The 13,004-nt window shown below is 59.9% G+C and carries 13 protein-coding genes; 3 read left to right on the top strand and 10 right to left on the bottom strand.

Annotation, left to right across the window (positions count from 1 at the left end):
* Nucleotides 1-9 precede the first annotated feature (9 nt).
* The 7 genes from ACQUTG_RS04070 to ACQUTG_RS04040 form a co-directional block, all read right to left on the bottom strand.
* Nucleotides 10-1,137 (bottom strand): NAD(P)/FAD-dependent oxidoreductase, encoded by a 1,128-nt coding sequence (locus ACQUTG_RS04070; protein WP_428918152.1) that lies wholly within the window; start codon nt 1,135-1,137, stop codon nt 10-12.
* A complete protein-coding gene (locus ACQUTG_RS04065) occupies nt 1,137-2,450 on the bottom strand; it encodes a class I SAM-dependent methyltransferase (RefSeq protein ID WP_428918151.1) in 1,314 nt (437 codons plus the stop codon). Before ACQUTG_RS04065 ends, ACQUTG_RS04070 begins: the two co-directional genes overlap by 1 nt.
* Before the next feature lie 141 nt (nt 2,451-2,591).
* On the bottom strand, nt 2,592-3,887 hold the full coding sequence (locus ACQUTG_RS04060) for a TRAP transporter large permease (RefSeq protein ID WP_428918150.1): 1,296 nt from the start codon (nt 3,885-3,887) through the stop codon (nt 2,592-2,594).
* A complete protein-coding gene (locus ACQUTG_RS04055; RefSeq protein WP_428918149.1) occupies nt 3,884-4,429 on the bottom strand; it encodes a TRAP transporter small permease subunit in 546 nt (181 codons plus the stop codon). The genes ACQUTG_RS04060 and ACQUTG_RS04055 overlap by 4 nt, the downstream gene beginning before the upstream one ends.
* 104 nt (nt 4,430-4,533) lie before the next feature.
* On the bottom strand, nt 4,534-5,610 hold the full coding sequence (locus ACQUTG_RS04050) for a TRAP transporter substrate-binding protein (protein ID WP_428918148.1): 1,077 nt from the start codon (nt 5,608-5,610) through the stop codon (nt 4,534-4,536).
* A 141-nt stretch (nt 5,611-5,751) separates the two neighbouring features.
* A complete protein-coding gene (locus ACQUTG_RS04045) occupies nt 5,752-6,210 on the bottom strand; it encodes an ATPase (RefSeq protein WP_428918147.1) in 459 nt (152 codons plus the stop codon).
* 57 nt (nt 6,211-6,267) lie between these two features.
* Nucleotides 6,268-7,350 carry an acyltransferase family protein gene (locus ACQUTG_RS04040; protein WP_428918146.1) on the bottom strand — a complete coding sequence of 361 codons (1,083 nt, stop codon included), beginning with the start codon at nt 7,348-7,350 and terminating at the stop codon, nt 6,268-6,270.
* Between the two features lie 152 nt (nt 7,351-7,502).
* Here ACQUTG_RS04040 and ACQUTG_RS04035 point away from each other — a divergent pair, with 152 nt between their 5' ends.
* Nucleotides 7,503-8,570, top strand: a complete 1,068-nt coding sequence (locus ACQUTG_RS04035) for a beta-N-acetylglucosaminidase domain-containing protein (RefSeq protein WP_428918145.1) — start codon at nt 7,503-7,505, stop codon at nt 8,568-8,570.
* A gap of 17 nt (nt 8,571-8,587) precedes the next feature.
* Here ACQUTG_RS04035 and ACQUTG_RS04030 read toward each other — a convergent pair whose 3' ends face one another.
* Nucleotides 8,588-9,298 carry an SIMPL domain-containing protein gene (locus ACQUTG_RS04030; RefSeq protein WP_428918144.1) on the bottom strand — a complete coding sequence of 237 codons (711 nt, stop codon included), beginning with the start codon at nt 9,296-9,298 and terminating at the stop codon, nt 8,588-8,590.
* Between the two features lie 98 nt (nt 9,299-9,396).
* Here ACQUTG_RS04030 and ACQUTG_RS04025 point away from each other — a divergent pair, with 98 nt between their 5' ends.
* The gene (locus ACQUTG_RS04025; RefSeq protein ID WP_428918143.1) at nt 9,397-9,921 is read left to right on the top strand and encodes a macro domain-containing protein; all 525 of its coding nucleotides are present in this window, start codon (nt 9,397-9,399) and stop codon (nt 9,919-9,921) included.
* 4 nt (nt 9,922-9,925) lie between these two features.
* Here ACQUTG_RS04025 and ACQUTG_RS04020 read toward each other — a convergent pair whose 3' ends face one another.
* Together ACQUTG_RS04020 and ACQUTG_RS04015 are read right to left on the bottom strand one after the other, a co-directional pair.
* The gene (locus ACQUTG_RS04020; protein WP_428918142.1) at nt 9,926-10,864 is read right to left on the bottom strand and encodes a ChaN family lipoprotein; all 939 of its coding nucleotides are present in this window, start codon (nt 10,862-10,864) and stop codon (nt 9,926-9,928) included.
* An 83-nt stretch (nt 10,865-10,947) separates the two neighbouring features.
* Complete coding sequence (locus tag ACQUTG_RS04015; RefSeq protein ID WP_410327808.1) at nt 10,948-11,130, bottom strand: CopG family transcriptional regulator; 183 nt, start codon at nt 11,128-11,130, stop codon at nt 10,948-10,950.
* Nucleotides 11,131-11,250: 120 nt separating this feature from the next.
* Between ACQUTG_RS04015 and dauA the strand changes: the two genes are divergently transcribed.
* On the top strand, nt 11,251-12,981 hold the full coding sequence (gene dauA, locus ACQUTG_RS04010) for a C4-dicarboxylic acid transporter DauA (protein ID WP_428918141.1): 1,731 nt from the start codon (nt 11,251-11,253) through the stop codon (nt 12,979-12,981).
* Nucleotides 12,982-13,004: the final 23 nt, after the last annotated feature.

Genomic DNA, 13,004 nt, shown 5'->3' with positions numbered 1-13,004 from the left:
CTTTGCGTTTCAGACTGCCACCTCAAGCGGCGGCACCTCCCGGTGCAGGAACCACTTCTCCGTCACCACTTTGCGGGTAAACCAGTGGGAGCGCATCAGAGTGCTGGCTAGAGGTGTCTTGAGCCACTCCGGTACCTGCCAGCTCTGTTCCGTATCCGATGCCCGGTTGCCAAAGCGTTCGGCAATGGCATCGCCATACACTTGCAGGGACGGTGCGGAATAATCTGTCGCCTTGCGGAGCACCTCGGCGGCAAGCAGGGCCGATTCCACGGCCGGGCGGATGCCCTCACCGCTCTGGGTATAAGCCAGTCCGGCGGAATCGCCAATCAGGATCACGCCGTCGTCGACCAGGGGGCGCTCGGCGTGGGCATACAGAAGGTAGGCATGTCCCTTGAAGCGTCCGGGCAGGTCAGCGGGGATGCGGCCGCTGGTTCTCATTTCCTCGACAAATGCCTGAAGATGTTCGCTCAGTTTGTGGTTGTCCTCACGGCCCAGGCCGATATTAAGGTAGTTGCCCTTACGGAACACCCAGGCATAGCCCTTGAGATCCCGGCAGAACCACAGCTCCGGAGTGTCGCCCCGGGCCTGGCAAAGGCTGGCCTGCTCGTCGGTCATTTCGAATTCCACTTCCTTGGCCGCCACCACCGTTTCGTGGCTGCCTGGGCCCTCACCAAGCAGGCGGGCAACCGGGCAGAAGTGGCCCCCGGCACCGACGATCAGTGGGGCCTCCCAGGTGTCGTTGACGACCCAGTTGCCGTCCCGGCGTTCGATGGATTTCACCGGGGTACCCAGCTGTCGGGCGGCCGTTGTTACCCGGTCCAGCAGGTAGTTGTCGAACTCGCAACGCCGGATGCCGTAACTCACCACCTCACCATGATCGTTCTCCACCGGAGGCTGGCCCATCATACCGATCCGGAACCGGCGGATCGGCTGCAGGGTCCGGCCGGTACCATAATCCGTCAGATCGATATCCAGCTCTTTCATGACTGCCGGAGTGACCCACCCCGCGCAGGTCTTGTCCCGGGGAAAGTCCTGCTTGTCGATAATCAGGATCCGTTTGCCGGAGTTCTCCAGGGCCTTGGCCAGGGTTGAGCCGGCCGGGCCGGCGCCGACGATGATCAGGTCGTAATAATCCATCAGGCCTCCTCTGGGGTTGCCGGGAAGGTGTACAGGTCACCCCGGTTTTGTGGCAGCTTGTTGTTGCCCCCGTGGGTGAACACCACCTGGAACAGTTGCAGTGACCCGGCCCGGAAGGCCGCGATGGAGCCGGCGAGGTAGAGGAGCCAGGCGCGGGTGAAGTGCTCGTCGTACATTTCCACGATCTTGTCCTGGCTGGCCTCGAAACGCTCCATCCAGTGTGTCAGCGTCTGGGCGTAATGCAGTCGGAGATTCTCCACATCGAGTACCGAGAAGTCGCTGTGCTCGCAGATCTCCATGAACTCGCCAATACTGGGCGGGTAGGCACCCGGGAAAATCCGTTTCTCGATCCAGGCGTTCATCAGCTTGGGCCGGTTGCGGCCGATGCTGTGGAGCAGGGCAATACCATCCGGCTTCAGGCTGCGCTTGATCAGCTCCGACAGTGCCGGGTAATTCTCCTTGCCCACGTGCTCGAGCATGCCGATAGACACGAAGGCATCATACTGTCCCTCGATGTTGCGGTAATCGTCCTCTACATAGGTGATGAGCCCATCCAGCCCCTGGCGTTCGGATTCCTGCCGGGCGTAGGCCAGTTGCTCCCTGGAAATGTTGTAGGAGTGCACCTTTACGCCGTAGTTGCGAGCCATGTAGCGGGCCAGACCACCCCAGCCACAGCCGGCTTCCACCACCGTCATGCCCGGCTTGAGTCGAAGTTTTCGGCACACATGTTCCAGTTTGGCGAGCTGGGCCTGTTCCAGGGTCAGCTCCGGTTCTTCGTAGTAGGCGCAGGTGTACTGCATTTCGGCCTGGTCGAGCCAGAGTTGGTAGAACTCGTTGCCGAGATCGTAATGGTGATGGATGTTTTCCTTGGCTTCGGCAATACCGGTGGACCGGGGATTGTGGTTTTTCCACAATGCGTCAAGCCACCGAGGCCACCTCTCGCGCGCCGCATGGACCGCCCGGTACAGGGTTTCCATCAGGTCGGGCAGGTCGCCCTCGATATCGAGCCGACCGGCGGCGTACAGGTCGCCAAAGGCCAGGTTCGGGTTGGCGACCAGTGAATACAGGGCCTTGGGATCTTTCAGGTGCAGGGTGAAGCTGGCTTCCTGCTGCTCCGGCTCGATGACATCTCCGTTCCAGAGCCTGAACCGAACGGGCGGCGAACCCGCCATGCGCATCAGTTTGGTGACCAGCCACCGCTCGTAGTTGTGCGGCTCGCGGTCAACCCGGGTGTCTGCCAGTGGCAGGGTCAGAACGTGGGCTTTCTGCTCTTTTTCCGATCGTTCGGTTTTCCGGGCAGTACTGTCAGTCATGGGGTTCCCCTTCCCTCGGTTACCTGTCTGAAATGAGCGACTTTCGTTCAGTATAGAAAACGATCACAGATTGTCAGGTTGGTTCCGGTCGGGCATAAAAAAACCGGGCCTGGAAGCCCGGTTCATCAGGGAGCCATTGGCTCAGTAGGTCGAACTCATCCCGAACCATTCCGGGAAGATGACGATCAGGGCCAGCACGAATATCTGTATGGCAATGAACGGAATGATGCCCTTGTAGATATCGGTGGTTTTCACTTCCGGCGGTGCCACCCCTTTCAGGTAGAACAGCGAAAATCCGAACGGTGGCGTCAGGAAGCTGGTCTGGAGGTTCATGGCGATCAGGATGGCGAACCACAGCATGTTGATGCCCATGGCTTCGGCCACCGGCGCCAGAATCGGCACGATGATGAAGGAAATCTCCACGAAGTCGATGAAGAAGCCCAGCACCAGGATCACTGCCATGGCCAGGATAATGAAGCCCCACTGCTCGCCCGGCAGCATGTGCAGCCAGTCTTCCAGCAGGTAATCACCGCCGGTGTAACTGAATACCATGGAGAAGGCCGTGGCGCCGATCAGGATGGCAAAGACCATAGCGGTCACCTTGACGGTATCTGCGGCGCTGTCCCACACCATCTTGAACGAGAACTGGCGATAGATGATTGCCAGAACCACTGCACCGACGCCGCCGAGGGCTGAGGACTCGGTGGGGGTAGCAATACCGGTGAAGATGGAACCGAGCACAACCACGATCAACGCCAAGGGAGGGATGATGGCGATCAGCGCGGACACGATCTCCTGCCTTCTTGAGCGGGTCGGGTCCTCCGGCATTGCCGGTGCGGTTTCCGGTTTCAACCGGGTCAGGATCAGGATATAGATGATATAGAGGCCGATCAGGACCACACCGGGCCAGACGGCGGCCTTGAACAGATCACCGACCGGCAGCCCCAGCACATCACCGAGAATGATCAGGATGATGGAAGGCGGGACGATCTGCCCCAGGGTGCCGGACGCACAGATGGTGCCGGTACTCAGGCGCTTGTCATACTTGTGAGCCAACATCACAGGCAGGGAGATCAGGCCCATGGCGACCACGCTGGCACCGACCACGCCGGTAGAGGCTGCCAGCAGGGCGCCGACCAGGATGGTGGAGATGGCGAGGCCGCCGGGCAGGCCGCCGAACAGGCGTCCCATGGAGGTGAGTAGCTGTTCCGCCAAACGGGTGCGTTGCAGCACCACACCCATGAAGATGAACAGGGGAACAGCCATCAGCACGGTATTCTGCATCACACTCATGATACGGAACGGCATGAAGGCAAACAGGTCCATGCCCTCGGCATAGATGCCGAAAAACAGGGCAACGCCGCCGAAAGTGAATGCCACCGGGAAACCGATCATCAGCATGAACAGGGCAACACCGAACATAATCATACCGATCATGCGAGACCCTCCCCGCTGTGTTCCACCTCATACTGCTTTTCACCGGAAAGAACCCGTATGGCAAAAGTCACCATATTCAGCCCCGCCGTCCCGATGAAGAAAGCGGTAATCGGAATCACTGACTTGATGATCCAGCGATGGGGAAGGCCGCCGGGATCGCCGCTGCCTTCACCCATGGTGTAGGAATCAAGGGCAAAGTTATAACCGTAGGTGCCGATCAGATAAGCAAACGGTATGACAAAAATGATGGCTCCGACCAGGTTGACCCAGGCCTTGGCCTTGTTGCTCCAGTTGGTGTAGAACACATCCACGCGCACGTGGCCATCCGTGCGCAGCGCGTAGGGAATACCCAACAGGAAAACCACCGAGTAAAGGTGCCACTCCATTTCCTGCATGCCAATAGACACAGAGTTGAAGGCATAGCGTGCCACTACGTCGTAAAAGACGTTTACTGCCATCAGGATCATTGCCACGCAGGCGATCCATCCGCAGATTTTCGAGAGCCAGGCCAGGCCCTCGTCCAGTTTGATAATCCACCGCATCAGTGAGGTTCCTCCGCCAAGCGGGCTGGCGACTTTTCAGTTGCTATAAACGACAAAACCGGGACCACTCTGAGAGCGATCCCGGCTCCGTAACTGCCGATATCTTACTCGACTTCGGCCATGGTGTTGAGATAGGCCCGTGTGGAGATGTCGGTGTAGGCCCGGGTCTTCTCGAGATACTCTTCCTGGGACTCGACAATGCGAGCCGCGAGCTCATTGTCCGCTGCCGCTTCCTTCAGCAACTTTTCATTGGCCGCAACCATGGCCTGGAACACATCAGTCGGGAATTGCTTGATCTGGACGTTCGGGTGTTCTTCCTTGATGCTGGCCCAGGCATCCGCGTTGGCGTGCTGCGAGTGAACCAGCATGTCATAGGCGGACACACGCATGGCGGTTTTCAGGATCGCCTGCAGATCCTTGGGCAGCTCGTCCCAGGTCTTCTTGTTGACCAGGAACTGCAGCTCAGTGGCCGGCTCATGCCAGCCGGTGTAGTAGTAGTCGGCAATCTGCTGGAAGCCCAGACGGAGATCCAGGGCCGGTCCTACCCACTCAACCGCATCAATGGTGTTGCGCTCCAGAGCGGTGTACAGCTCACCCGGCGGAATATTGGTCGGGCTGACGCCCACTTCTGCGAAGACTTCCCCGGCGAAGCCCGGGATCCGCATTTTCAGACCCTGCAGGTCTTCGAGAGAATTGATTTCCTTGCGGAACCAGCCGCCCATCTGGACGCCGGTGTTACCGCCCGGGAAGGACAGCATGTTGTGGGGCTCATACACTTCCTGCATCAGCTCCATGCCATCGCCATGGTAGAACCAGGCGTATTGTTCGATGGCTGTCATGCCGAAGGGCATGCTGGTGAAGAACAGGGTTTCGGGAACCTTGCCTTTCCAATAATAGGAGGCGGAGTGGCCCAGGTCGTACTGGCCGGCCTTGACCATGTCAAAGACGCCGAGGGGAGCCTTGTGCTTGTTGGCGGAATCAATGCGGATGCGCAGGCGGCCATCGGACATTTCCTCGGCCAGCTCGGCGAATCGTTTGGTGGTGTCACCAAAGATCGGGAAGTTCGGGCCCCAGGTCTCTGCCAGTCGCAGGGTGAATTTTTCCTGTGCGTGCGCCTGAGTGGCGGCAAAGGTAGTTGCCACAGCCAGCACAGCCGCGGAAAGAACAGAACGGATCTTCATTGCTCTTCTATCCTCTTGTCGTTTTTATGAGGTGTTTCGTTCCCTGTAGGGATGAACAACTCCTTATGTTAGTTCACGTTAGCAATTATTGCGCCCAAACGGAACGAGTTTTACTGGATCATAATACTTAGGTCGTACGTATCAGACGTCGTCCATCCGTCCGATCTGGTTGGCCAGACGCATGGCCTCATGCTCCTCCAGGGATTTCAGGTCTTCCATCAATGCCTTGGCCTCGGGGATTTCGGCCTTGCCAATCAGGGAATCGTACAGGTCCATGACCTGATCGTGGAAATCGAAGATCTCCTTTTCGATGCCGGCGAAATCCAGATCCTTGTAATGGATATCGCAGGTGCGGTTTGACTCGATCGGCTTGTGGACCCCGTAATCATACAGCCTTGTCTGCATTGCTTTCGGGTCGGCCTGCTTTTCGTACTCGGCCACCGCCTTTTCAAGCAGACTTTCATGGGTGCTGATGTAGTCCAGCAGCGCGCTGGCCCGCTCGTTCGGGTGTTGCCCGGCGGATTCCTTAAGGCAGCGGGCAAGGTGGGCATGCAGCTGGCGGGTCCAGTCAATCAGATCGGAAAAGGTCTTGATTTCCATTGGGAATTCCTCTCTATACAGGGTGTCTTTATATGTGCATGAGTCTAGTAGAGATTCTCACCGCTCGCGCTCTGGCGATGCTTGACTCATGTCAGGGAAAGGGGTGTCGGGACGTTTGGTCATACTGGTCCGGTAATCCCGGAACCAGGCGAGGCACGGCTTTTCCACCCCGTGGTGAATCAGGGCCGCCAGTGTCAGTGCTGTGGCCAGGGCCAGGCACACGCCGATCACTCCGTGCAATCCGTTGGCATAGGCCAGCTCAATGATCCCGTACCCGATGTTCTGGTGAACCAGGTAGAGGGTATATGACAGGCTGCCGAGCCAGAGCAGGGGGCGACACGCAAGAAACTGCAGGCGACCGGAGGCCGCGAGGGCAAAGGTGCCATAGCAGCCCAGAACGAAGAAACTGTACGGCGTTTTGTAGGCCAGGAGGCTGTGGATGATGGCCAGCATGAGCAGAATCCGATCTCCGGCTGGCGGTGTGCCGCGGCTATGCCAGCGATACATGACCATGCCGCTGATGAACAGCGGAGCGTATTTGACAAACAGCAGGTCCTTGACAGGGAACTCCAGGTATTCCGGTAGCGATTTCCACCCGATAACGCCGAGGTAGCTGATCGCCAGCCAGAGCCAGAGTGCGATCCTCAGGTGGCGCCACTGCTTCAGTCCGTAAAACAGGGACCCGATCCAGGCGTAGAAAGTCACTTCCACCACCAGGCTCCAGTAGGCGCCGTCGACATGGGGCAGTCCCAGATACTCGTGCAAGAGCACCGTATTGAGCAAGGCATCAGAAAGGCTGACTGCGCGATCCTGAGGGCCGAGCACATGAACACTGACAGAGGTCAGGATGATGCCGGCCCACAGAGCGGGTAACAGTCGAAAGGCTCGAGCAAGGGCAAACCAGCTGGCACTGCGAGTTCGCTCCAGGGTCATGAAAATCACGAATCCGCTCAGAATAAAAAACAGGTGGACGCCGTACCGTCCGAATTGCAGCGCGTTATCAAGACCTGTGGGAAGGATAAACTGGTGAGTGTAGAGCTGGTCGTAATAGGGCAGATAGTGAAAGAGTACGACTCCGAGCGCAGCAAGACCCCGAAGGGCATCAAGACTTTGAAGACGGGTTGACTGGTCGGTTGGCATCGCTGCCGGCTCCCGGGAAGTATGGCTGCATCATAGCGCCGTTTCGGAGCCACTCCTATGGTGGTCGTATACCATTTGCTTGCCCCGGGTATACCATGTGGTAATGCAGAGCCATTCGGCCGATCCGGTTTTTGATCAGGAGAAGGATCACCATGACAACACCACTGGGCATTATCGAGGGGTTCTATGGTCCTCTCTGGACCTGGGCGGAGCGTCGCAGCCTTCTGAAGTCACTGGTTCCGCACGGGTACGAATTCTATTTGTATGCCCCCAAGGCCGATCCCTTTCTGCGCCGTCGGTGGCAGGACCCACATCCACCGGCAGAAGCCGCTGAGCTGGCTTCGTTCGGGCAGTTCTGCCGGGAGCGCGGGGTGCGCTTCGGTGTCGGGCTCAGTCCCTACGAGGTTTTCAATCGGTTCGATGATGCAGCACGCAGCGCTCTGCAACGGAAGCTTGCGAACCTGGAAAAGGTGGGCCTCGACGAGCTCGCCATCCTCTTTGACGATATGCGCTCGGATACTCCGGATCTGGCACGGGTTCAGGCTGACATCGTGCGCTGGGTCCGGGACCATACCGACATTCCCCGTCTGAGTGTCTGTCCCAGTTACTACTCTGATGATCCGGTGCTGGACCGGGTCTTTGGCGATCGGCCGGCTGATTACCTGGTTACGCTTGGCCGGGAGCTGGACCGGGACATCAATATCTTCTGGACCGGCGAGGAGGTCTGTTCCCGGGAAATTTCCCCGGGCCACCTGAAGCGGGTCGGTGACCTGTTGAGGCGGAAGCCCGTGCTTTGGGATAACTACCCGGTCAACGACGGGGACCGGATGTCACAGCACCTGCACCTGCGCGCCTTCACAGGCCGCCCGGCAGCCAATGCCGCCCACCTCGCCGGACATGGCATCAACCCCGCGCTGCAGCCCACCCTGACCGCCATCCCGGCGATCACCCTGGCGGAATCCTACCGGCGGGGGCCCGACTACCAGTATGGACAGGCGTTCTTGCAGGCCGCCCGGGAGCTTCTTGGGGTCGAGCTTGCCCACCAGCTGCAGGCCGATCTCCTGGTGCTGCAGGACGGTGGCCTGAGACGGATCAGCGACGAGAAGCGCCAGAGTTTGCTGCATACCTATGACGCTTATGACCACCCCGCCGCCATCGAAGTGATGCGCTGGCTCATGGGGGAATACCGGGTCACCGACGAAATGGTGGCGACCCAGTAACTGGTTCGGGGCGATCGTCAACGCAGATAGTATTCGATGGTGGACACTACACGGACGGTTTTGACCGGCTGCTGGTCCTCCCGGATGCCGGGAGCCTGGTCCCGTGCCAGAATCTGGAACACACCCTGGTTGGCCCGGCGCAGGCCGCCCAGTTCGGTCTTGGCATCGCGTGCAAACTGCTGGGCCGCTTCCCGGGCCGCCGCCGTGGCCTCTGCAATCATGGCCGGCTTGATCTCGTTCAGGCCATTGAACAGATAGGTGGGGCCTCCGGGGCCGTAATCGGAGGAAAGCACCACGCCGGAGTCCACCAGGTCGCTGACGTTCTGGGCGGCCTGACGGATACGGTCGATGTCTGTGCTGCGCACCATCAGGGTCTGGTTGATGATGAACTTCTGCTCGGTGTTATTGCCGGGATAGGGATTGGCACGGGTATCGGTAACGTCCAGCCGAAGCAGTTCCACGGACGACTCGTCGACAGCCTGCAGCTTGAGGAAGGCCATGATGGCCTCCCGACTACCCCGGGCCCGCTCCTGGGCTTCGCTGAGGGTTCCCCCCGTAGCCACAAAACGAATGGGCCAGAGCGCCAGATCCGCCTGCACTTCCCGTTCCGCAACGCCCTTGACGGTCACAAAACGGTCCGCCGTACGAAGCCCGGTCAAGCCGTCGCTGAGCAGCGAGGCGGCGATGATGGCGCCGATGCCCAGAATCAATGCCGAGACAACTTTCATATCTGCTCCTTGTATTCCGGGGCCCTCGCTTGCGGGCCTGCTATCCTGATTATCAGGCAAGACTACCGGGAACCGGAGAGCCGGAAAAGGGGAGTTTCATGACACAGGTTTCCATTGAATGTGTGCGGGGCAATATTGCCAACCAGCCGGATATTGATGCCATCGTCAACGCCGCCAACGCACGGCTGATGCCAGGCAGTGGCGTGGCCGGAGCCATTCATTCGGCCGCCGGCCCTGGTCTGGCACAGGAATGCCGGAAACTTGCACCCATTGAGCCGGGGCAAGCGGTGATCAGCGGCGGCCATGATTTGCCCAATTCCCATGTCATCCACTGTCTGGGGCCGGTTTACGGTGTTGATACGCCATCGGAGGAGCTATTGGCGGATTGCTATCGCAACGCCCTTGAGCTGGCGGACCGGCATCGCCTGGCGTCTATCGCCTTTCCTGCGATTTCAACGGGGGTGTTCGGTTACCCGATTGAAGAGGCCGCAAGGGTTGCGGTAAGCGCCATTCGAAAGGCCGTGCCCGGACTCACCTCGGTGCGCCTGATCCGGTTGGTGCTGTTCAGCGAGGACGATCTTGCGGTGTTCCGGGCGGCGTTGGTGGGCTCGCCCGGGACGTGAAGGCTCACTTGCAGTCGGCCGGCTTCCGTTCGGCGAAGCGGGCCTGCATGGCCTTGCGCTCGCGCTCCGGATCGCGGAATTCCTCGGGCAGGGGCTGGATGAAGTACAGGAAGTCACCTTTGGTTGGGTTGGCCTCCAACGGCATATTGTCTTTCTCATCCGGCCAGAACACCGGGGTGATCACGGCGATGGAGAGCTCGGGGGCGCGCTGCGACAGTACGGCTATGGTGCCGAGCCGTTCTTCGCTGTGAAAGGTGCCGGTGACATGCAGGATCTGATGCCCCGGGTGGTTTGTCCTTGCATCCAGAATGGCCCTGGCCATGGTGTTATCCCGCAGCAGCTGGGCGTGATAGGTGTTGTGCATACGCTCCGAAAGCTCGCCATTCTCGATGCCGTGGCTGCCACCGATGGCCTCGACAAACTTTTCCTTGTAGGCCGGCGTGTCGAGAAAGGGGGTCTCGGGCAGCAATGCACGGGTTTCGGGGCGAAGGTTCTCCAGATAGTCCGGGCCCTTGCGTCCGACGCAGCGCACCACATCCGCCGGGGCGTTGGCGGCAATCACCGGCAGCCGCTCTTGCCGGGCGAACTCCACCAGTGGGCGGTAGGAGGCGCGGTAATTGCTCCAGGCTTCGGCGTCCTCGATCATTTCGGTCTCGCCGAGGTCTCCGGCCAGGAAACGGTCGAGCACGTCCTGATGATCCACGTTGAACTGCTCCATGGTCAGGATCTGGCGGGGGTTCTGGCGGAACAGGGCCTGCTGGAGGCGAGCCTGCAACAGGTGTGAGGCATGATGGCCGTGATACTCGCCCACCACCACGACATCGGTGTCGGCGAGTTGACCGGCCAGCTCTCGGACGGTCAGTGGTGTGCCGGATTCCGTGTCGATCACGCGGGCGTCATACTGGCTCTCGGGCGGCGCAACGGGGTTCTGTTCAGGAGGCATGGCAACACATCCGGTGACGGCTAGCAGTATCAGGGGCAGGGCAGGCGTGCAAAGTTTCATAACCAGAGTATACGGCCTTTCGCTCAGTCGGTTTTCTGCTGTTCCTGTTCCCGCCAGTCCGGCCCCAGTTTCGATTCCACGTATTCGCGGATGAACTGGCGGACCTTCTGCGATGGGGTGACGTCTTCCTGCTTGCAGAGGGCTTCAAACGTGGCTTTCTTTTCCGGATCGATCAGGAGTGTCAGCCGTGCGGTGCGGTTTTCCATGGTGTGTTCGGACCCTGTTTCAGCGATTGAATCGTCTGTATGTTAATCTGATTAACATTGAATGTACAGAATATGAGCATATAATGTAAACAATCCATTCCAGAAGTCGAGTTACCGTTCATGCCCCACCGCGCCCATCTGTTCTCCCTGCGAATTGCCCATGCCTTCCGCGAGGCCTGTGTGAACGAGCGGTATAACGGGCGACGCTTCGGCCGGGACGTTATGGCAGGCATTACCGTGGGGATCATCGCGATTCCCCTCGCCATGGCCCTGGCCATCGCCAGCGGCGTCGCGCCCCAGTATGGTCTGTATACCGCGTTCATTGCCGGTTTCATCATTGCCCTGACCGGCGGTAGCCGTTACAGCATTTCCGGCCCGACCGCGGCGTTTGTGGTCATCCTGTATCCCATTGCCCAGGAATTTGGTCTGGGCGGCTTGTTACTGGCGACCCTGATGTCCGGCATCCTCCTGGTGATCATGGCCATCATGCGGCTTGGCCGATTTATCGAGTATATCCCCGAGTCGGTCACCCTGGGGTTTACCGGCGGCATCGCCGTCGTCATTGCGACCCTGCAGGTGAAGGACTTTTTCGGCCTGCCGGTGGCCGCGATGCCGGAACATTACTGGGACAAGCTGGCTGTGCTGGCGGAGGCGCTGCCTGCCGTGGATGGCATGAGCACCCTGGTGGCGGCAGCCACCCTGGCGGTCATGCTGATCTGGCCTCGGCTGCGCACACCGGTGCCGGCGCACCTGCCGGCAGTCCTGATCGGGAGTGGCCTGGCGCTGTGGTTCAATGCCAATGGTGCGGGTATCGAGACCATCGGTTCGCGCTTCAGTTATCTGCTGCCCGATGGTACCGAAGGCGCGGGTATTCCGCCGTTCCTCCCGGAGTTTGCCTGGCCCTGGCAACGACCGGGGCCTGACGGTCAGGCCCTGGGGTTTTCGTGGGATTTATTGCGGGAGTTGTTACCCGCCGCCTTTGCCATCGCCATGCTGGGTGCGATTGAATCGCTGCTGTGTGCGGTGGTCCTTGATGGCATGTCCGGGAAACGGCACAGCGCCAATAGTGAGCTCATGGGGCAGGGTCTGGGCAATATGGTGGTTCCCTTCTTCGGCGGGATTACCGCGACCGCCGCCATTGCCCGGTCTGCCGCCAACTTTCGTGCCGGTGCCGAATCCCCGGTGGCGGCTATGATCCATGCCGGCGTGGTGTTGCTGGCGCTGGTATCGTTGGCGGGGGTTCTCGCTTACCTGCCGATGCCGGCGATGGCCGCCTTGCTGGTGATGGTGGCCTGGAATATGAGCGAGGCGCCCAAGGCCGTGCACTTGCTGAAAACCGCCCCCCGCAGTGATGTGCTGGTTTTCCTGACCTGTTTTGGCCTGACCGTGGCCCTGGACATGGTGATAGCAATTACCACCGGCGTCCTGTTGGCGGCGGTGCTGTTCATGCGTGAAATGGCTCAGATGACCCGGGTGACCGATATCACCCACAGCGAGCGTATCGCTCGCGAGGAACTGCCCGAGGGCTGGCAGGTATTCAAGATCAACGGCCCGCTGTTCTTTGCCGCTGCGGACCGGATTTTCGGAGAGCTGGCGGAGTTGTCACGCCAGGCCCGGGGCTTCGTTCTCTATATGGACGGTGTCACCATTCTGGACGCCGGTGGTCTTTCCGCACTGACCAAACTGATCGATACCTGCCGTGACGGTGGCAGCCAGGTGGTGATCGCCGACCTGCAGTTCCAGCCCCTGAAAACCCTGGCCAGGGCCGGCATCAAGCCGGAGGAGGGGGTCAGTCGGTTCTATCCGACCCTGGATGCGGCGCTGGCCGCGGTGCGGGCCGAGCGGCGGTGATTGCGCTCTCGACCGGGACGGTG

This window comes from Marinobacter sp. DUT-1, from assembly GCF_050379415.1.
Taxonomy (GTDB): Bacteria; Pseudomonadota; Gammaproteobacteria; order Pseudomonadales; family Oleiphilaceae; genus Marinobacter.
Note: the sequence above shows the minus strand (reverse complement) of the source record. Positions and strands in the feature narration are given on the sequence as shown.